The 22396-nt window shown below is 38.0% G+C and carries 14 protein-coding genes; 4 read left to right on the plus strand and 10 right to left on the minus strand.

Going from position 1 to position 22396, the window contains the following annotated elements:
• Nucleotides 1-16: 16 nt before the first annotated feature.
• Both NMU02_RS09240 and NMU02_RS09245 read right to left on the minus strand, forming a co-directional pair.
• Nucleotides 17-3760 (minus strand): type IIG restriction enzyme/methyltransferase, encoded by a 3744-nt coding sequence (locus NMU02_RS09240; RefSeq protein WP_255027557.1) that lies wholly within the window; start codon nucleotides 3758-3760, stop codon nucleotides 17-19.
• 200 nt (nucleotides 3761-3960) lie between these two features.
• On the minus strand, nucleotides 3961-6618 hold the full coding sequence (locus NMU02_RS09245) for an alpha-L-rhamnosidase (RefSeq protein WP_255027558.1): 2658 nt from the start codon (nucleotides 6616-6618) through the stop codon (nucleotides 3961-3963).
• A 705-nt stretch (nucleotides 6619-7323) separates the two neighbouring features.
• Between NMU02_RS09245 and NMU02_RS09250 the strand changes: the two genes are divergently transcribed.
• Nucleotides 7324-7959, plus strand: coding sequence for a flavodoxin (locus tag NMU02_RS09250; RefSeq protein WP_255027559.1), 636 nt, complete (start codon nucleotides 7324-7326; stop codon nucleotides 7957-7959).
• 542 nt (nucleotides 7960-8501) lie between these two features.
• Here NMU02_RS09250 and NMU02_RS09255 read toward each other — a convergent pair.
• The 4 genes from NMU02_RS09255 to NMU02_RS09270 form a co-directional block, all read right to left on the minus strand.
• Nucleotides 8502-9824 carry an efflux transporter outer membrane subunit gene (locus tag NMU02_RS09255; RefSeq protein WP_435522033.1) on the minus strand — a complete coding sequence of 441 codons (1323 nt, stop codon included), beginning with the start codon at nucleotides 9822-9824 and terminating at the stop codon, nucleotides 8502-8504.
• A 32-nt stretch (nucleotides 9825-9856) separates the two neighbouring features.
• Nucleotides 9857-12985: an efflux RND transporter permease subunit gene (locus NMU02_RS09260; RefSeq protein WP_255027561.1), complete on the minus strand. Its 3129-nt coding sequence runs from the start codon at nucleotides 12983-12985 to the stop codon at nucleotides 9857-9859.
• A 22-nt stretch (nucleotides 12986-13007) separates the two neighbouring features.
• Entirely contained in the window at nucleotides 13008-14177 is a 1170-nt protein-coding gene (locus NMU02_RS09265) for an efflux RND transporter periplasmic adaptor subunit (protein WP_255027562.1), read from the minus strand.
• A gap of 341 nt (nucleotides 14178-14518) precedes the next feature.
• Nucleotides 14519-15397 carry a DUF3078 domain-containing protein gene (locus tag NMU02_RS09270; RefSeq protein WP_255027563.1) on the minus strand — a complete coding sequence of 293 codons (879 nt, stop codon included), beginning with the start codon at nucleotides 15395-15397 and terminating at the stop codon, nucleotides 14519-14521.
• A 226-nt stretch (nucleotides 15398-15623) separates the two neighbouring features.
• Between NMU02_RS09270 and NMU02_RS09275 the strand changes: the two genes are divergently transcribed.
• Both NMU02_RS09275 and trhA read left to right on the plus strand, forming a co-directional pair.
• The gene (locus NMU02_RS09275; RefSeq protein ID WP_255027564.1) at nucleotides 15624-16634 is read left to right on the plus strand and encodes an AI-2E family transporter; all 1011 of its coding nucleotides are present in this window, start codon (nucleotides 15624-15626) and stop codon (nucleotides 16632-16634) included.
• 89 nt (nucleotides 16635-16723) lie between these two features.
• Nucleotides 16724-17368: a PAQR family membrane homeostasis protein TrhA gene (gene trhA / locus NMU02_RS09280; protein ID WP_255027565.1), complete on the plus strand. Its 645-nt coding sequence runs from the start codon at nucleotides 16724-16726 to the stop codon at nucleotides 17366-17368.
• 12 nt (nucleotides 17369-17380) lie between these two features.
• On the opposite strand, the gene NMU02_RS09285 is transcribed toward trhA, so the two are convergent.
• Genes NMU02_RS09285 through NMU02_RS09300 form a run of 4 tightly spaced genes read right to left on the minus strand, consistent with a single transcriptional unit; the run spans nucleotide 17381 to nucleotide 20813 of the window.
• Nucleotides 17381-18133 carry an ABC transporter ATP-binding protein gene (locus NMU02_RS09285; protein WP_255027567.1) on the minus strand — a complete coding sequence of 251 codons (753 nt, stop codon included), beginning with the start codon at nucleotides 18131-18133 and terminating at the stop codon, nucleotides 17381-17383.
• Nucleotides 18130-19017, minus strand: coding sequence for a glycine betaine ABC transporter substrate-binding protein (locus NMU02_RS09290; RefSeq protein WP_255027568.1), 888 nt, complete (start codon nucleotides 19015-19017; stop codon nucleotides 18130-18132). Before NMU02_RS09290 ends, NMU02_RS09285 begins: the two co-directional genes overlap by 4 nt.
• Nucleotides 19018-19028: 11 nt before the next feature.
• A complete protein-coding gene (locus NMU02_RS09295; protein WP_255027569.1) occupies nucleotides 19029-19670 on the minus strand; it encodes an ABC transporter permease in 642 nt (213 codons plus the stop codon).
• Between the two features lie 12 nt (nucleotides 19671-19682).
• On the minus strand, nucleotides 19683-20813 hold the full coding sequence (locus NMU02_RS09300; RefSeq protein ID WP_255027570.1) for a hypothetical protein: 1131 nt from the start codon (nucleotides 20811-20813) through the stop codon (nucleotides 19683-19685).
• Nucleotides 20814-21253: 440 nt separating this feature from the next.
• Here NMU02_RS09300 and NMU02_RS09305 point away from each other — a divergent pair, with 440 nt between their 5' ends.
• Nucleotides 21254-22312: an endonuclease/exonuclease/phosphatase family protein gene (locus NMU02_RS09305; protein ID WP_255027571.1), complete on the plus strand. Its 1059-nt coding sequence runs from the start codon at nucleotides 21254-21256 to the stop codon at nucleotides 22310-22312.
• Nucleotides 22313-22396 lie beyond the last annotated feature (84 nt).

Genomic DNA, 22396 nt, shown 5'->3' on the forward strand with positions numbered 1-22396 from the left:
CACATTCTTATTTATTTTAGCATTGACATTCAGTAATTACTAAATCACATTCTTCAGAAGTTAGGCCATACTTTTTCAAAATAATAAGATCTAATTTTTGGTATTTAGAATGGTCATATTTTTGTAACAAATCTTCTATAAGGCTCTCTATTTCATTATTAGGGCTTATACAAGAAAAGTATTGAAAGAAAGTGTGTTTCATCCTAACACCATTTTCACCCAATATGCCACCACCATAAAAATGCTTTACTGCATAAAAAAACAAAGAACTATTTAAAATAGCAATAAGAAACTTTAAATGTTTACCAACAATGATTCGCCCTGTATCATTACATAAGAAATTTTCCTTTTCATCAAAAAAGAATTGTCCACTTTGTACAATTTCTTGGAATATTATTTTTGGCTTGAAAAAATCCTCCATATAAGCGCAGTTACGCAAATTATAGGGTGTTTCTCCTTTATCAACTCTTTTTGAAATTTTATCTAAATATTGGTCCAAATGAACCTTTATAGAAGGATACTTTTCGATATGAATGCGTTCAAGCTTACCCTTTATACCATTGTGTACATTAATCAGCCATAGTCCAGCCCAATTATATCCGTAACGTTTTATGTCCCTGCCTCGCAGAATAGGTCGTATAATTTCAGCCGTTTTTTTGTATTCATCTTCTGTTTGACAGTTCGCGAGAATTTCATTCCGTTTTTCAGTAGATATAATGAAAGCTTCATTATATCCAGTAAGAACACCTCGATATATTTGTATATCCCAATCTTTGAGTGGCGTACCCACAGCTTCGATCTTGCGCTTTATGCTTTGTTCTATTGGCGATAAGATTACCCAACAATCGCTGTTAGAAAAATTACAAAACGACCCACTTTGCTGCACGAAAACGCTCAAATTATTTAAGTCATTCCTATCTTGCAATGTACAAACAAACGTCCTTTGTAAATTCGTTGTTTTCTGAAGCATAAGAACATTTGTATCTACGGTTGCCGAACCAAAAATCTTTATTCCAGCAAAATCAATCAACATCGTAGGATTAGTTTCTTGGGCAAAATATTTTCGTAAAGCATTGCCATACGCAGCCCTCATCCATTTATTGGAAGTTATATAGCATAAATAACCATTTGTTTTAAGAAGAGTCATGCCTAATTCATAAAACAAACAGTAGATATCCCCTGTACGGGTGTATGTTTTATATTCCATACGCTCTAACACATCTGCACTCTCAGACATAGACTGTAGCTGAATATAAGGCGGGTTCCCAATAATTAAATCAAATCCTATAAAATTCCCCTCATTATCCAATACCTCAGGAAATTCTATTCTCCATTCAAATGCACTCATATATACTTTGTTGGAACGGATTTCCTCCAGCCGATCTTCTGCTGTTTTGATTTCTTTTTTCAATGTAGTTATCCTCTTGTCACGTTCCTTTAACTCATTCTTAGTAAATTCAAACAATTCCAATTGTTTTAGTAAATCCATTAATTCCCCCTTCCGTTTTTTTAGACGTAATATTAATGGGTCTCTTTGTGATATTTCAGTTTTCAATTTTGACTTAATAGCCGTGATAAGCGTTTCCAAATCTCTTTTCTCCCCCTTGTTTTGAGCATTCTTATATTTAGCTACCGCATTTTTGTATTGCTCTATAGTTGTACCCGATTCTTTCAATACCTGTTTTATACTTTCATCCAAATTAAAACGATGCAAAAGAGAATTGCCACATTTGATGTTAATATCAATATTGGGCAAAGTTTCTAAATAAAAGTAGCTACTTTCCGCTGTATAATAAGCATTTTTCAGTAATTCTATCCAAAGGCGAAGGCGGCATATTTTTACAGAGTTAGGATTAATATCTACTCCAAAAAGACAATTTTCGATAATCCGTTTTTTCTCATTGAACAACGTTTCCTGCATCCTTCGGCTTTCCTCGTTATGTGGATTATACACAAATAGGTTATTATCGGCATCAGTAACAATCAGTTCATCATTTTCAATAGATAAAGTATATTCTGATTTCTTTATCCGTTTACCATATGCATCAACCAAAATACCTAACTCATATTTTATCCATATCATCTCATTCAATGCAGATACGAGGAAATGTCCCGATCCAACAGCAGGATCACATATCTTAACGCTATTAATTAATTTGTTTGCCTCTGCAATGTCTTCAATCCTATTGTATAAATCTGTTATTGAAACGCAATTCCAATTATAATGTACGTTAAACTTTTGCAGCAGTGTATGGGTAATAGCTTCACGACACATAAACATAGTTATAAATCCAGGAGTAAACACCGAACCATCTTTATGTCCGTTAATTTTCTCAAAGATAAGCCCCAACACCGATGCATTAATCAAAGTCTTAGCTTCATCCTGTACTTCTTCACTTCCTTCACTCGAAAAATTATAAGCATCCAAAAAAGCAAACAGATACTCTAATGTTGATAATTTATTTACTTGTAAATTTCGTTTTTTACCTTTCAACACACTATTTTCCCATATCGGAAGTTCTGCACGTTGCGACAAACTATTTATTTTTATAGTATCACTTTCAAGTTCAGTTACTTCAAAAAGGGAACTATTCAAATAAGGCACATACCCAAAATCCTTTGACACAGATTCAATCCGATGAGGTATATCACAAGCTAAGACTTTAAAGAAAAGCGTATTCAAATCATCGTAATCACGTATTTTGGTTGAGATAAGGAATTTATATGCCAAGTTACCATTATGATATTTCAGCATTTGTGCTTCCAGCAGTTTCAAAAAAAGAATACGGTTTATCCAAGTGATGCAAAGTTCCATAGCCACATTGAATAAGCGTTCTTCATGTGTGCTACCATACAAAACCCCATTTACCTTACGCAAACAATCTTCTGCATCTAGTTGGTTGATAGCATTTTCCAACAAAGAAGCCTCGTCTCGTCTACCTACAGCCTTGCGAACAATCACTATTTTATTATTTTCTTTCTTTTCTTCAATGCCGATTATATGTAAAAGCTCATTATAAAAGCTTTTGTTCAGAGAGTTACTATCATTTTGAAATGGAAGCTTTAATAAATGAATGTCACTGAATATTTTATAAAGCTCAATAAGTTTCCGTGACACTGTATTTTTTTCGTGTATATACTTTTGATAGTCAAGTAAATTAAAATAGGTATATTCAAGGTCATCTTTTACTTTTTCTATATAGACTGATGCTATCTCTGTATAGAAGAAGTCCGTTTTTGTACTTGTCTTCCTTCTATCTTGAAAATCTTGAAACTCTCGGCGCAATTCCTTATTTTGATAAAATTTCCTCTCAAACTCATGCGCATCAAAAATGAAAAATTCATGTATATTAGTAGCTATCAAATATTTGATATCTGTATTTTTCTTTGTTATCCGCTCTCTTAAATAATAAAGTAAAAGTTCCTGTAAAGCTTTTCTGTTTAAGTTATCAACAGAAACCATCTCGTTCTTGTTTGTCGTACTTTTAACTTCTATGAGTAATCCAATATTTGACTTTACTGTTTTATCCAACCGGACTGCCAAGTCAATATCTCCTTCGGGTGCTATATAATAAGTTTTATAAAAAGTTTCGCTCAAAAAATTCCTTAAATGTTCTTTTTGAGTTTCTTCTCTTTGGCCATCCGAAATGTTTTCAAACAGTGATTGTAAGGTATTTTTAAAATGTTCAAAATCCAAAGTTTCTATAGAAACTTTTCTATATGCCTGATTTAAAGCTTGTTTTGGATTCAATTTTCCCATATACCTAACATTTTATTAAATTCAACTTACAAAAATACGAAATTAGATTTTACCCCAAAAGAGGTATCATTTTTATTATAAACATTATATAAAAAATATATATCAACTTTTTTTATTACTTAAAAAATAATTTATACGTTCAATTAAAAATAACCTGTTTCCGTTTTCTCTAAAAAGATAATTGGGAAATATCTCTTTATTTACAAAACGCACTTAATATGGTAATGCCCTGATTGTAAATGCAGTTGTTGCGAAGGATGTGATTTCTCGCCATTTATAGAAATACTTTTAGCCTTAACAGGCAACACGACAGTTGCTTCGCAACCGACAGGAATACTCAGATTCAGCATAAAAGAAGAATTGGTTTTTTCCCATTTCACTTTTAATTTCCCGAAAGGAATTTCTTTCGAAACATTTACCCATGAAATGCCTTTTACCAGTTGAGGCTGAATAAATACATGCCTGTATCCAGGATTTTTTTCATCCGTAATAATCCCACCCAAAGCCTGATAAAACCAAGATCCGATACCATTATAGCAATTATGAATATGGCTACGTTCTCCATTCCAATGCTCCCAAGTTGTAGTCGCTCCATTATTCAGCATATACAAATAACCCGGATAATCTTTTTTCTTCAGCATACCATAAATAAAATCGGCCTGATTATTTTTAATGGCCCATTCCGTTATCACAGGTATCCCTACCAACCCGGTAGACAAATGTCCGTTAAAACGCTCTTCCGTTACTCGAAATAAAGTATTTCTAACATCAGACAGCTTTTCTTCGGGCGTAGCGCCAACCAGCATCGGATAAGTCAAATCAATCTGCGTGCCTGTAGCATAACTCTTCTGGGGGTCATTAAAAAACGTTTTATGAATAAGGGTATTCAGATTTTTATACTTTACGGTATAAGTATGTTTATCTTGTTCTTTACCCAAAACGTCTGCAATCTTGCACATGGTTTGGTAACAATTAGATATAAAACAATTATTTACGACATCTACCGATAAAGAATTTGTCTGGTCGATTCCTGAGGGAGTAGCCCAATCCCCTAAATACCAATTTCGATAATCTGTGTTCGGCCAGGGTTTAAGCAAACCCTTCACGGAGTATTTATCCACATAATCCAACCATCGTTGCATATAAGGATAATAACGTTCGATTAAACGGCTATCTCCATAATTCACATATGTTGCCCAAGATGCTGTAATTATAAACCCGCACCAATACGGTCCTCCACCTGCCATATAAGGATTCGGAGCAGTATGAGGCATCCCACCGTCATCTCTCATACAGTCTGCCCATGCCTGCATCCAATTCATGTATAACGGCGTTAGATTGAACATCGTCTGTACGGTTTGCGTCGAAGCGTTCCCGTCACCACCATATCCCAATCTTTCGATCTGAGGACAATCCACCATGTAACCGCCCAATGTCAAACATCGAAATGTATATTCGATCATGTCGTGAATTGCATTTAAATCTTCATCTGAGCAACTAAAAGAAGCTTTTCCACTATAATCGGTATGAATCAGGCAACCCGTTATATCGGACAAGGCCGGAGCCTGACCGAGGTTTGTAAGTTTCAGATAACGAAATGCATGATAATTGAATTTATTAACGAAACACTCCCCCTCTTTACCGGAAGCGATATAATAATCTTCATAAAGCCCGTCTCTAAACTGTCCTTTTTCATCTAAAAAATCGCAATAACTAATTCTAATCTTTTGCCCCGGTGACAATGTCGGGAATTTTATTTTCGTCCACCCCGTAAAATTTTTTCCCATATCATATATCCAAGATGAATCTTGAGCAGCTCTACAAGATACCGGGTGAAATTTATTTTGAATCCGGTTCAATTCTACCATTTGGGGAGTAGCCTTGTGAGTAGGCATATATACAACTTTAACTTTTTCCCATTTCCTGCTATTTAACGAAGATACGGTTAAGTCCGATGGTAATTCGGATGCCGTTATAACTTCTCCTCCAAACTGATGAGGTCTCCAATTTCCGGTAGATACATAGCCACTTTCGCTCGCCAACCAGGTATCGTCTGTCATCAAAACCGTAGTCCATTTCCCGTGATCCTTACATTCTAACTGAGCCCGCACAAAGGGTCCGCCTTTTACAACCCCCGGCAGGCCATCTCGATACCACCCCTTGCCTAACCAGATAACAATTTCATTACTCCCCTTTTTAAGAAATCGGGTTATGTCATAAGTAACAATTAAAGAACGTTTATCAAACTGAGAAACAGCCGGAGACAGTACAGCATCACTAATAGGACTTCCGTTTACATATACTTCATGATATCCTAATGAATTTACATGAAATATCATTTTTTCCCCTATAGTATTACAGTAGAAAGTTTTTCGAAGTAATGGCGATTCCATTCTCTCTTCAGTCTGTGTCATCCCTATAAATTGGGCACTCCAATCATCAGGGAACAATAAGCCTACGCCAAAACAAGCTGGTTTACTCCATGCAGATACCTTTCCTTCTTCATCCCAAACACGAACTTTCCAATAAGAAAAACTTTTTGAAGTCAATGGATGTCCCTGATATAAAATTCCGTTGGAAGTACCCGATTCCACCTTTCCGGAATTCCACAAATCAGCCTTTTTTTCCGATAAATATTCTTTGTCCGATGCTACCAAAATTTGATACGCAATTTGTTTAGTTCCCTGTTTATTCGAGCTTAAAACCCAGTCGAACCGAGGAGAAACATTGTCTATACTCAACGGTTCGCTTAATTTTTCACATTGTAAACCACCTATTTTCAGTGATGTACAAGAACAACAAAAAATTGCTACCGAAAACAACAAAACAATTAATACGTTCGAATATATGCTTTTCATACTATAATTTAAATTTAATCCCAAACCAACATTCCACTACTCTCAAATATATTTTTATATACTCTTTTTATAACCTTTACCAATTCAGCCTCTTCCCAAAACCTATTTCATATTATCTGCACACGATACTCATTAAGGGTAAATCCGGTAACATTCTTAAATAAGCGGCTGAAATGTCGCGGATATTGAACTCCCTATTCGTAAGCGCTTAGACTGAACGTTTTATCGGAGTCGGCAACCAAATCTTTAGCAACTCCGATTAATTTTATCTGGATATATTCTTGTGCCGACTTACCGGTTTCTGTCTTAATCATCCCCCCACAATAGGAAGACATAAATTATTTATCAGCATAATAATTAACCGAAGACAACCCGAACTACAGAGATTTTCCGGTAAGGAAATATTCATCGAGCAAGTTTTCGTACTTCGCTCAAACATCTTTATTTACATTAGCCCGGGTAATAAATTGTTATAGTCGCTTACCGACTTCATATTCACAATCTTTTCTTCCATCACACTCTCTGAATTTTCACATTACACAAAAATAGTTTTTTTTCCGATACATGATTCATGGCCTTCTCAGAATCAGTAATATTGGTACAAACTTCTGTAATTTATATAATGGGTCTACCGGAAAATCGACATACTTTTGTCATTATAAAATTGAGAAATAGCCACACAATAAAATACAAATCAATTTAGATATGAAAAAGAAACTGACATTATTATTAGGATTTATCACAGGTCTTTCCTGCTTATCCTGTAACGGTAATAACCCCCATAATAACACCATCCCCCATGAAACTGTAAAATCTTCATCACAAGAGTCTAATATCCTGATCGCATATTTTTCACGTACCGGTTATAATTACCCCGACACATTTCTTACTACCGGCAATACCGCCGTTATCGCAGGTTATATCCAAAAATATACACAGGGAACTTTATTTGAAATCGTGCCCGTTACCCCCTACCCCGCAAGTTATACGGAAACGACCGATATAGCACAAGACGAAATAAAAAATAACGCTCGTCCGGCAATAAAGAATAAACTCGAAAACCCAGACCAATATTCTACTGTATTCATCGGTTACCCTATTTGGTACGGCACAATGCCTATGATCGTACGCAATTTTATAGAGACCTATGATTTATCGGGTAAAACCATTATTCCTTTCTGTACACACGAAGGCAGTAATTTCGGCAGCAGCCTCTCAGTTTTTAAAAGCATATATCCCGCTATTTCCCTAAAAGAAGGCTTGGCTGTACAGGGATCGACAGTGAGCGATGCCCGCGATAAAGTAGAAGCCTGGCTGAAAAACATAGGAATAGAAAAATAATAATCTCATCCTAAAATCGAATCATAATTTTTCGATATGGTTTTCATATCGAAAAATGCATTCTCTCTCTCTTTACCGGGAATTAATAGGCTCTCTCTGAAACCCTGTTTTTTCCCGGTTAAATATTTATCGGAGAACCGGTTTGAAAATGGCTTTTTAAAATACGTTCAAGTTTTCCATGAATCATTTGTTTGCACATCGGAGTAACACAAAAATATATCGAATTTATTCGATTCTCAAAAAAGATATAAATCTACAGAATAATACTATCTTTACATAAAGATCAATTAACGACGTATGAAACGCCAACTCTGTAAATAGTTTTCAACGAATCAAATAACAGCAACCGTTTTCTGCGGTAGTACCTTCTGAGATTATCCTCCATTTACAGAGTTCAATCCTTATATTTTAAATTTTACTGTAATAATCTTTTGTCTGGAAAAAACCAAAATTTACAGCTATCAATACGTCATATTATGAACTTTATATAATAAAAAATAAATGTCTCTCATTAAAAATGGTAAAACGGGAATTATCCCGTTTTACCATCCACCACCCAGGGCTTTATATAAGTATACGATCGCGATGCGTTCATCCCGTATGGCATTACTCAATCCTATTTGAGCATCGAAATACAAACGTTGAGCATCCAACACATCGAGATAACGCGTAACTCCGTTGATATATTGCAACTGAGCCAGATCAACATAACTTTTCGCCGCTTCCTCGAGCTTCTTACGCGATACATATACTTCTTTTATTTTATTAAAATTCACAATGGCATTGTTCACTTCCCTGAATGCCGATAAAACACTTTTCTCATACCGGTAACACTCCTGTTCATAAGCATACCTTTGAGCTTTATACCGGGCGATATTTTTTCCGGCTTCAAAAATAGGATTGAGCAAAGTACCGCTCATAAATCCATATGGAGATTTCAAAAAATCAGATAATGATGGGCTCTCCAAGCCATATTTACCTGTAAGTGTAATACGCGGAAACATATCGGTAAAAGAAATACCTACCTGAGCATTTGCAGCAATCAATTGTTGCTCGGCCTGACGAATATCGGGACGTCTTTTCAACAACTCCGAAGAAAGACCTACCGGTAAATAATCGGGAAGCTGTATTTCACGATGCACTATATTTTTGACAATTGTATGCGGATATTCCCCTACTAAAAAAGCGATATCGTTTTCTTTCAGCGCAATACTCTGCTCGAGTTCGGGTACCAGCGTAGCGGTACGGGCCAATTCTACTTGAGCCTGCTGATAAGAAGTTTCGGAAGTAAGCCCGCCATCGAAACGAAGTTTAGCCAAGCGTACGCCTTCCTGCCGATTAGCTAATGTCTGCCGTACGATAGTAAGCTCATTATCGAGCGCCACCAATTCGAAATAAGCCTGTGCCACCTCGGCAATCAAAGTCATTTTCAGAGCACGTTGAGCCTCTATCGACTGCATATATTCAGCGATACTTTTTTCCCGGGCCCATCTCAGATTGCCCCAAAGGTCGATTTCCCATGAGAACAACAACTTACCTTCAAAACTATTAGCATTATCAGGATTATTGCCCCCGTAATTTTCCATTTCCCTTTCGGCATATATCGTACCGTCGATCTGCGGTAAAAGATTAGCCAGACTGATACGTTTCATTGCAGCCATCTCCTTTATCCTGGCCGAGGCAATGAGCATATCCTTATTATACTCCAACGCTTTTCGTATGAGCGATTGCAAAGTAGTATCGGTATACACTTCCCACCACTTCATATCGGCATACGTTACCGTATCTTTTCCACCCTCAACGAGTGCTGCCGGCAAATTCAATTCGGGACGGGTATATTTTTTCCCTACTTTACATGAAAACATACCGACACAAACAAATACGATCACAATCCCGATTATATATTTTTTAATACTTTTTTCCATGACCAATTTGCTTTAAGAATTGCTTTCAATTTATAAATCGCTACGAAAAAGAACGGAACCAAGACAATACCGATCGTAATAGAAAAGAGCATGCCAAAGAAAACTCCCGTACCTATTGCATGACGGCTTGCAGACCCGGGGCCACTGGATAATACCAATGGTAACATTCCTAAAATAAAAGCCAGAGACGTCATCAGAATAGGACGAAAACGTAAACGAGCTGCATTAATAGCCGACTGAATGATATCGTGACCGTTATCTACCTCCACTTTCGCAAATTCAACGATCAAAATAGCATTTTTGGCTGCCAGCCCCACCAGCATTACCATACCTATTTGAAAATAAACATCGTTTTCAAGTCCGCACACCCAAATCCCCAAATAGGCTCCCAAAACCGCAACCGGTAACGAAAGCAATACGGCAATAGGTATCATCCAACTTTCGTACTGGGCCGCAAGAAACAAGAATACGAATAAGAATACCAATGCCAGTATAATCCCGGTTTTTCCATCAGCCTGTTTTTCCTGATAGGAAAGGCCGCTCCATTCGACTCCGATATTAGAGGGTAAATGCTCTGCAGCTATCTCTTCCAGTATTTTCATAGCCTGCCCCGTACTATAACCTTGCGAAGCCACCCCCCGTATTACCGAAGTATTAAACATATTAAACCGTTTTATAACTCCGGGTCCGGTCGTATAATTCGCCGTTCCTAATGCGGTAAGCGGTACCATAGAACCATTAGCAGCTTTCACAAAGAAGAGATTGATATTATCTTTATGAGCCCGATAGGGAGCTTCGGCCTGTATATAAACTTTATAAATACGATTAAACATATTAAAGTCGTTTACATAAACCGAACCTGTATATGCCTTCATCGTAGAAAATACATCTGCCAAAGGAACTCCCAGTAATTTTGTTTTATCCCGGTCTACATCAAAATACAACTGGGGTATTTCCGATTGCATAGAAGTAGACAATCCCGACAATTCTTTTCGTTTCGAAGCATAATACATTAACGTATCCGTGGCATGCATCAAATCTTGTAAAGTAGCCTCACCACGAGCTTCGAGTTCCATCTCGAAACCACCCGAGGTTCCCAATCCAGGAATTACCGGAGGTGTACTCAGGAACACTTTACTTTCAGGATATACCGAAAGATCCTTTTCCACTTTTTTCATAATCTTGTTTATATCTGTTTTTTTTCGGTCCCCCCAAGGTTTAAGAATGACTGTAAGCTCGCTTCTTGCCTGATTACTTCCTACTCTAGGACTACTCCCGGTCACATTCTGCACATACGCCACATTCGGATCTTGCATTAAATATTTAATCGCTCTGTCGGTTACCTCTCGGGTACGTTCAAGTGTAGAGCCTTCGGGCAATTCCAGTTCCACCTTAAAATATCCCTGATCCTCCTGTGGAAGGAAACTGGTGGGAATAAGAGAATTAAGCGCCACAATAGCGACAAGTGCCATTCCGAAGCCGGCATATACTCTACGCGGAAATCTAAGACTCTTTCTTATCCAACCGGTATATTTCCGGTTTCCTTTCGTAAGCCAGTAATTAATATTCCGGAAAACAATATTTTTAGTCTTCGGATTTCTAGGACGCAAAATCAACGAACACATCACCGGACTCAATGTAAGCGCCACTACTAAAGAAATTAAAACCGAAACTACGATCGTTACCGTAAACTGTCGATATAACTGGCCGACTATACCCTCAAGAAAACTTACGGGAACAAATACGGCACACAATACCAAAGATGTAGCAATAAGAGCACTACTCAATCCCCTCATCGCCTTTTTAGTAGCCTGATAAGCATCTATACGTTCTTCGGCCATTATGCGTTCCACATTTTCAACAACAACAATCGCATCATCGACAACAATACCGATTGCCAACACCAGCCCCAACAACGTAAGCATATTCAACGAAAAACCGAATATCAACATAAAGCCGAAAGTTCCGATAAGAGAAATGGGTACTGCAACTACCGGTATAAGAGTCGCCCGCCAGCTTTGTAACGAAAGAAACACGACCAATATGACTAAAAACAATGCTTCAAACAAAGTTTTATACACTTCATGTATCGACTGCGATATATATGTCGTCATATCGAAAGGAATCTCATAAGTAATACCTTCAGGAAAATTCTGACTGATTTCCTTCATGGTCTCCTTCACACGATCGGCTACTTCCATAGCATTCGCTCCCGGTAACATATTTATATTCAGTACGGCCGCATTTTCTCCATTAATACCGCTTTCGGTACTGTAAGAAGAGGCCTCGAGAGAAACCCGGGCAACATCCCGTAAACGAATAATAGAACCGTCGGGGTTCGCCCGCAATACAATATCCTCGAATTGCGATACCGAAGAAAGACGACCTTGCGTCGTAATCGGAATCGTTACATCCAAACCTGTAACAGGCTGTTGGCCCAATACACCCGCAGCCGATTCTCGATTCTGATCTTTCAACGCATTCTGCAGATCCTGTACCGTCAATCCGAAATTGGCCAGACGATCGGGTTGAGCCCATATCTGCATAGCATAATAACGACTACCCACATTCGATACTCGTCCCACACCGGGGATACGGCGCAACATATCCAACACATTTATGGTAGCGAAATTGCTTAGATATATCTCGTCGAATTTCGGATCACTCGACAGTAGTGTTATCGTCATTAACTGACTGGCAGCCTGTTTCTCAACGGAGATTCCGTTTTGTATCACTTCTGCCGGCAAACGAGGCTCGGCAAGTTTTATACGATTCTGTATTTCTACAGCGGCCAAATCCGGATCGGTATCAATTCCAAAGGTTACCGTTGCAGAAAAACCTCCCGAATTGGAACTGCTCGATTCCATATAGAGCATACCCGGAGTACCGTTAAGTTCCTGTTCGATCGGAGTAGCTACCGCCTGAGAAACCGTCTGAGCACTTGCTCCCGGATAAGACGCACTCACTTTCACCACAGGTGGCGTAATCTGAGGATACTGATCGACCGGTAACAAAGAAAGCCCGATAATGCCTGTAATGACAATGACAATCGAAATCACTGCCGAGAATACCGGCCTGTCTATAAAGAAATTTACATTCATCGTTATACTATTTTTCAAAAATTCAAGCCTTCGGCTTAACTACTACTTTTACTTTCATTCCGGGATTCAGTTTATGGTAACCTTCCACAACAATATTCTCACCGGCTACGAGACCTCGCTCAACCACTACTTTATTATCAACTTCAGGTCCCAATTCAAGAAAACGCTTTTCGACCGTTCCATCCTTACGTACGACAAAAATGTAAGCACCGCCTTTTTCGATAACGACTGCCTTTGTAGGAACGACAACGACATCTTCCCTTACATCGAGTAAAAGTTTTACTTTAGTAAACTGTCCCGGTAACAAAACCTGATTGGGGTTAGGCATCTTGGCACGTACCGAAAAAGTACCGGTCTGAGGATCGACTTGCGGTTCCGCAAAATCGACCAGCCCTTTTAGCGGATATACCGAATTATCGGGCAAAGTAATAGTAATATAAGGATTCCAAGTACGACTCGTATCTCGTTGACCCAGATTAACATTACGTTCTTTACTTCTCAAATAATCGAGAGCCGTCATACTGAAATCCACCGCAACCGTATCGCTTTTAACGATCGTAGCCAATAACGATTGACCACCCGGACCCACCAAGGTACCTATATCGACATGACGTTCGCTGATACGCCCCGCTAAAGGCGAACGTACCATGGTATATCCCAATTCCAGCTTTGCCTGAGAAACATCCGCCTCGCTCATCGATACCGAAGCCGTCGCACTCTCATAAGTAGCGATAGCATTATCGAGATCGAGCTGACTGGCAGCATTTTGCTTGTACAACGGTTCGATACGATCGAGATCGCGCTTAGCTTTCAATGCCATCGCCTTATCTTTATTTAACTGAGCTTGGGCTTTATTCAGTTTTGCCTTATACAATTCCTGATTAATAATAAATAATACTTGATCTTTTTTCACAAAAGAACCTTCTTCAAAAAGCATTTTTTCGAGATAACCTTCTACGCGTGCCCGAACTTCGACAAACTGCTGAGCTTTTATACGCCCGACATACTCCCCGTATATTTCTACATTGTCTTTAGCCGCAGGAATTACTTCTACCGTTGGTAATTCCTCTGAATCAGGTTTCGGAGACAATACGATATACAGAATACCGGCTACTACGATAATTGCGGCAAGTATCCAAATTATTTTTTTTCCGCTGATACTCACAGCCGCACCCCAATTTTTTAGTTTCATAATTACGACGTGTAAAATTTTAATTGATTTACTTCTATTTATTATTTAATATCAAACGATATTCCATTTTTCAAGAAAACTATTTAAATAAATAATTATCAGCCATTTAATTAAATAACATACAAATTCAGAGTGTGGAAAACAAATTTTTATTGTAGAAAAATTCCACAATAAAAATACTCTATTCCAGCAAAAAACCGGAAAAGAGGCCATATATATCAGGTCGCTTTTCCGGTTTTTTCACATATATCTCGAGGCTACCGTATAATCTTCTACATGATAATTGCAAAAATTAACAAACGGCATACCTCCTATGTAACTATATATTTTCTCATTTCTCATCAGAAATTATATTGCAAACCTACACCCAACAGTTCTTTAAACTGCAACCTGGCACCTCTCGTCCCATTTTTTTGTAATATCTTCACATCATCATCATACACCATATTGGTAGTGATATTTGCCGAAAACCATTTATTGATCACCATATTTATTTGTACTTCCCAGTTTACGTCGACATTCTGCGGTTTGCGTAAATAGTCGGAATAAAGATCGAGACGCGAATATACAGTCATATTCTTCATAAATTCGTATTTAGCTTCGAGCTTAAGATTCGCTCCAAACTCCGATAACAATTTTTTCCCGTCTTTTACCCCGAAAGCCCCCTGGTCTCTCAACGTTTTATCCAACACGAAAGTTCCCCGCCAAGTAGCCGGGGTAAAAGTTGCTGTAAAATATTTAACAGGAGTCCATGTAATACCTAACCCTGTCATCAGATAACCGGGAGCCATAAACCGAGATATAGCCGTATGGCGATCGACCGCATAATCATAACCTGGCGAAAACTGCGATTGATAATTAAGTAATGCACTCACATACAAATTTTTATATACTTCATATCCATAATTCGAATTCAGATATATTTTATCACTCGTTTTCTTAGTTCCTTCGCCTTTATTCTTATTTAATCCATATGCCAATTCAAGACGATTTCTCCATAAATGCTTCCCTTTTTTATAATCCGCTTCATAAGCCCCCTGAAGATCGAATGCAACAGCATTTTCACCACCGGTCGCCCAGTTCGAGAAACTTACCTGAGTGAGTTTCAGTCCTGCATTTCCACCCAATGTCCAGACCGAATCTTTCACAGTTTCCTGAGCTGTCGCGACCCATGATGTTCCGGCTCCTAAAATAAACATAAATAAAATCCTGCGTAACATATCTTTATTTTTTGGTTAATTATTAAGAATTACAATTTCATAACCCTTTTTGTTCACTAAAAAATTCTCTTAAATAATTTATATATACCAAAGAAAAAACAGTAAAATCATTTCCAGTAATAAATTATATGCCTGTACTTTACCTCAATCCGATACAATAAAATAAACATTTACATAAAAATTATTGTTCTTTGGTTTAAAAACATATCGTTTTAATGCCAAAACTATGTCGATAAAAGAACAATATTGGAAATATTCACTGATTACTCTCATACTGGGACTCGGTACCGTTATATTTATCTACCTTACACCATTTATGAGCGGATTATTGGGCGCTTTTACTATATATTTACTTCTCAGAAATCAGATGCGCCAACTCACGACTCGCCGTAAAATAAAACGAGGCCTTGCCGCTATTTTAATACTGATGGAAGCCATTCTATGTTTTCTTATTCCCCTTTCACTCATCGTCTGGCTTATGGTAAATAAAATACAGGATATCAATCTCGATCCTCAATCGATCATATCACCGATTCAGCATTTTGCATCGGTTATAAAAGAAAAAACCGGGTATAACCTTTTAGCAAATGATAATATATCTTCGATAGCAGCAATGATACCCCGTATCGGACAAGCTCTTATGAGCGGAATAAGTAGTTTTGCTATCAACATATTTACATTGATATTTGTTCTTTATTTTATGCTGATAGGTGGTAAGAAAATGGAAAATTATATCAATGAAATTCTGCCTTTCAACAAAACCGACAAAAGACATATCCTCAACGAGGTAAACATGATTGTAAAATCAAATGCCATCGGCATACCTTTACTTGCGATCATACAAGGTGGTGTAGCTCTCATCGGATATCTTATATTTAACGCACCAAACCCTTATATTTGGGGGCTGCTTACCTGCTTCGCCACCATTATACCTGTTATAGGAACGGCAATAGTATGGTTACCCCTCGTTATTTATATGGCAACAACGGGAGATATATGGAATGCTGTCGGCATCGCCATATACGCCATCGTAATCATTACACACGTAGATAATTTGATACGTTTTGTACTACAAAAGAAAATGGCCGATACCCATCCGCTTATCACTATTTTCGGAGTAGTTATCGGATTGCCGATATTCGGTTTTATGGGAGTCATTTTCGGTCCTCTGCTTTTGGCTATTTTTATTCTGTGTATTTCGATTTTTAAAAAAGAATACCTCGATACCTCTCCTTAAAAGTATTTTTGAATATTTAATTTTAAGACCAATCTCCAGCAAGAGTAATTATTCTCTTATCTTTGCAACGATAAAAATAGGGAGAGGTAATGAAAAAATATACTCGAGGAGAAGAAATCGCTAACTCTGTTTCGCATGGATTCGGGATTCTATTCGGAATCGCGGCAGGAGTTATTTTGATAAAAGCATCCATCGCGAGTAAAAATGCTTGGGCTGTCGCAGGTGTTACCTTTTATCTCATAGGTATGCTGGCCTCTTATTCAACCTCTACGCTTTATCATTCCACTAATAATGTAAAACGCAAATCATTACTTCGTAAACTCGATCATAGCGCTATATATTTACACATAGCCGGAACCTATGCTCCTTTTACATTAGTAGTACTACGGGACGCCGGCGCATGGGGATGGTCTCTTTTCACTTTTGTATGGTTATCTGCCATCGTGGGAATAATCCTAAGTTTTACCAATCTGAAAGAACATAGCAACCTCGAAACTATTTGTTATATAGTTATGGGATGCAGTATCCTTATTGCCTTTAAACCGCTGACCGATGTCCTCTCACCCGAAGGTCTTATGAGCACGGTTTACTGGTTAATTGCGGGAGGAGTCTCCTACGTTGTAGGCGCATTATTTTATTCCCTTACAAAATTAAAATACATGCACTTTGTATTTCACCTTTTTGTTTTATTCGGAAGCGTATGTCATGTCATCGCAATCTATAGCATATTATAATTCAAGATCGACTCAACAATTGTAACTTGCCTGTACCAGCTCTTTCACAAACGGAGTAGCAGGATGATGTAAAATTGCATCCGGAGTATCGATCTGCTCTGTTTTCCCGTTGTTCATCACCAAAACACGCGTTCCGAGAGTCAATGCCTCTTTTATATCATGAGTAATAAAAACGACCGTTACCCCCAATTCGTTATGAATACGGGAAATTTCATGTTGAAGAGATTTTCTTGTTATTTCATCCACTGCGCCGAACGGCTCATCCATCAGCAAAATATCGGGATTTGCTGCCAGTGCACGGGCGATGCCCACCCGCTGTCTTTGCCCTCCCGATAATTCTGCAGGATAACGAGTAAGCATTTCTTTGTTTAAACCTACAACTTCTATTAATCGATCTACCGCCTTATGAGTACGTATTTTATCTCTATGATTCAGTAATTGGGGTACATAAGCTATATTTTTCCAGACCGTCATATGTGGAAATAATCCGATTCCCTGTATGACATATCCGATATTTCTACGCAATAAAGTCTGGTTTTCCTTCGAAATATCTTTCCCATCTACATAAATCGTCCCCGAAGTAGGTGTCAACAAACCGTTAATCATTTTCAGCATAGTCGTTTTTCCGCTACCCGAGCTACCTATGACCGTCAAAAATTCACCTTTCTTTACCTCGAGACCAAAATCTTTCAGTATTTCATGATCTCCATACGATTTGAATACATGTTCGAACCGTATGACCGTACCGTTTTCCGCCGTCATCATTCTTTCCTCAACAATCTTTTATATACCAAAAATTCCCTTGCTACATCCCGTTCAGAACGTCCGGCAATATCAACCTGATAATTAAGTTCAGCCATTTCCCGGTCGGTAAGTAAATTCTCCATTTTCCTCAACGTTTCTTCAAGTCCCGGATGGCTTTTCAAACAGTCTTCTCGTACGACCGTTGCGCAATAATATGAAGGGAAAAAATGTTTGTCATCTTCAAGAGTAATTAATCCCGATCCGCACAACTGTCCGTCAGTCGTAAAAATATTCATAATATCTATCTTACCCGACCTAATCGCTTCATATTTCAGTCCTATATCCATATCCATCGTCTTCTTAAACTTAAAACCATAACATTCGCACAACTCGTCATAACCTTTGTTTATTTCAAAAAAATCATATTCTGCCCCTAACGTAAATACATTCGGATAACGGGCTATATCCGAAAAAGTACGAAGATTAAATTTCCGAGCATTCTTTTCGCTTACAGCCAAACTATAGGCATTATTAAAACCATACGGAGCAATCCAGGCCAACCCGTATTTTTCATGATATTCTTTTTTCAATTCATCATACAATTCTTCTTTATCAGGAAAAGTATCTTTTTTAAGGACTACGAGCCAGCCCGTACCCGTATATTCCGGATATAAATCGAATTCTCCTTTTACTAAAGCCGGATGAATATTACTCGTACCCCCTCCAATTCCCTTTGTAACAACCACAGGATAATCGGTATTATCTTCGATAAGCAACGCCAGTATTTCTCCCAGTATAAACTGTTCGGTCATAGGTTTGGTTGCGATATGTATCGTTTTATTATGATCGGTACATGCCGAAATAAGGATAAACAATGTGACTAAAACCGTTAATTTTGTTTTCATATGATTTTCGATCATTTTAATTTTCTTTTTTTCAAAATATGTCTTTCATAACACCCCACTCCATAATCGGCCAGTAATGCCAATAATGCAATAAGCAAACTACCAGCGACCGTCATAGAGCCATTATTGGTAGTAATACCTCGATATATCGCGACTCCGAGCCCTCCCGCCCCGATAAAAGCAGCAATGCCAGCCAAAGCAATTGTCATTACCATCATCGTACGTATCCCGGACAAAATTACCGGGAAAGCCAAAGGCAATTTTATTTTATTTAAAATCTGAAATGGAGTGCTTCCCATTCCCCTGGCCGCCTCGATAATTTCATTATCGATTCCTGTTATTCCGGTATATGTATTCCGTACCATAGGTAAAAGTGCATATACCGACAATGCGACAACAGCAGTGGTATTTCCAATACCCGATACAGGTATTAGAAAACCAAAAAGAGCAATAGAAGGAATCGTATATATAAAGTTAGTCAATCCCAATACCCAACTTGAAGCACGTCTATACTGACTTATAAATACACCCAAAACCAATCCGACAACAATCGCAATCGCAATTGCGATCGCAGATATTATGATATGCTGGAGTGTAAGTTCCAGAAAAAAATCATGTCGTTTTATATACAATTCAAATATATCTTTTATCATATACCATTGATCTTAAAAGTAATAACCGATATTCACATTAAAACGGGCATGCCATGAATTGCTGCCATACCCTGGTCCAAAGCCCTCCCAGTCGGGGCCGAGCCACGCCTGATGCTTACCCAAAGCATAATCTATGTAAGTATAAACAGGCCCGGCTGCAATCATACATCCCGTCACATTCTGAAAACTATCATTAAAATCTTTTTTCCACTTCTGCATCCAGCCGAAATCGTTATAAACCTGTATGCTATTTATAGGGCCCCATTTTACCGGGAAAGTATAACCGATTCCTATCGTATATATATTTGCTTTCGAAGCGACTTTATACGGTGCGCCGTATGCGGTCATCGTTACCGTATCGCGACTAACCCCCGAAACATTACAAGGGTACATGGCATAAGTCGCAATTTGTGTTTTCAGACTTAATCCCTTCCAGTACAATTCATGATGCACGGCAAAAGCAAAGTGCGTTCCTTTGCGTTCGGTATCGAGATTATACAATTGCCCGAATTCTGCCGATACCCCTACTTTTTGCCTAAAGTCATCGCCCCATTTATAAAACGCCTGAGCGTTCCCCTGATTTATTTCTTTATTTCGCCCGGCTACATCATAAGCATACCGGTCGTCGCTTGTTTCTGTTTTAGAACCAAACAACAACTCCTCGGCATTCTTAAAAAAGGCCAATGTATATTCCCAGTGCTCCCCGGTATAAAGATATTTTATACCCATGTCCGAATCATCCTCTAAACCGATATAATACGAGATCTGAAAAAAGAAATTATGCGCGCTATACGGTTGTATTCCAAAAGGAACCCCTGTAAGACCTAACTGCAACTGATGTTCGGGATTAAACCGGTATCCGATCCAGCCATATTTAAGCATAGGACCACCATAGTCTTTACTGTAAAAACGAAAATCAGCATCGAGCATAAACTTTTTATAAGACCCCGTAAGTCTGAACCGCAAGACATCGTACCCGAAATCTCCACCTCTTTTTCGGTGCCCCTGATTCCAGTCGGAAAAGTTATAATTGAATCGCAAAGCACCCCCTAATTTAAAACGAGGAAGTTCTTTACTTTCGGTAGCACCCGCCCAAAAAGAATTTAATAACAAGACTATAAGGATTAGTTTTAGGTATTTCAACGATTCTGATATTTTAGTATTAAACTTCAGGAAAAATTGTTTATACACTTATTATAACCCTTTTTATTAAATTTGGTTTGCTCATTTTACCTGTAAAAACTATCTGCAAAAGAAAATTGTTCTCTTGTGTAAAATAAAAGGGCCGCTATATGAATTAATGCATCCTTTACAATATCCAGACGAATAAATATATTAAGTTCCATTTTTATACATCGATCTTAGCCATAAATAGTGCTGGTTAAGAGCGATTTTATATTTTTTCATGTAAGTCGTACTATATCTGATACATAAATAACATTTTTATTTTCGAAAATAAAAAAACATCATACCTTTGCTAAAGAATCGTCACCAGCATGAAAAAGAAAATATTTCGAAATTATAATCGTGAAAACAACCTTTTTAAAAAAAATGTACATTCTGAGTTATTAAACAAAATAACCATGAAAAAAATAATACCATTACTAATATTACTATCTATATATTCTTTTTTATACAATTTAAATGCCCGAAATACACAATCGGATACGATCTCTGTATTCCAGATGAATTTATGGCATGGCGGAACAAAAGTTCCCAACGGTTATGAATGCATTCTGAATGTTTTAGATGAAGTAAACGCAGATATTGTTCTTCTCTGCGAAATAAGACACCCGTTTATGCATAAAATCATCGGTGATCTGGCCGAACGAGGGAAATATTATCACGGAGAAACATTAGGATTATCGGTAGGTTTACTGACCAAAATCATTCCCGATAGCATTGTAAAGCGCTGCATCGTTCCGGGAGACGAATCTCGTGCTATGTTAAAAACTACCGTAACCATAAAAGGACAACCCATATCGATATATTCATGTCATCTCGACTATAGAAATTACGAATGCTATCTGCCCCGCGGATACAGCGGAACCACCTGGAAAAAAATAGACCATCCTGTTACCGATGAAAATACCGTTTTAAAAGCAAACAGGTTATCATTCAGAGACGAAAGTATTTCCGCTTTTTTAAAAGATGCACAGAAAGAAATCAAAAAAGGGCGAGCTGTAATTATCGGAGGCGATTTTAACGAACCCTCTCTTCTGGACTGGCAAGAAAATACAAAAAACCTGTGGGATCACAACGGCGCTGTAATCCGTTGGGATTGCTCAGCTATGCTTCTCGACGCCGGGTTCAAAGACTCTTACCGGGAAAAATATCCCGATGCGGTAACCTATCCGGGATTTACTTTCCCGGCAGGAAATCGAGAGGCCGAAAAAGCTGATCTCGAAAATCTGGCATGGGCACCCGAAGCCGACGAACGGGACCGGATCGATTTTATCTACTATTACTCTCCCGATTCGGTTTTATCATTGTTAAAAAGCACTCTTGTAGGCCCATCGGGCACTGTTTTACGAGGTAAAATTATACCTGCCGATACAAAAGACAATATTTACATACCTAAAAGTGTCTGGCCTTCTGATCACAAAGGGAATTTAACAACCTTCAAAGTTTCTTCCCGATAAGGTCAACAACTATCCTATATATATTTCTTTCCCGGCAAAAAAAATTACTTTATATCATATTTTTACACTTTTCAATTACGAGAA

Origin of the sequence: Coprobacter tertius (assembly GCF_024330105.1) — a bacterium.
Taxonomy (GTDB): Bacteria; Bacteroidota; Bacteroidia; order Bacteroidales; family Coprobacteraceae; genus Coprobacter; species Coprobacter tertius.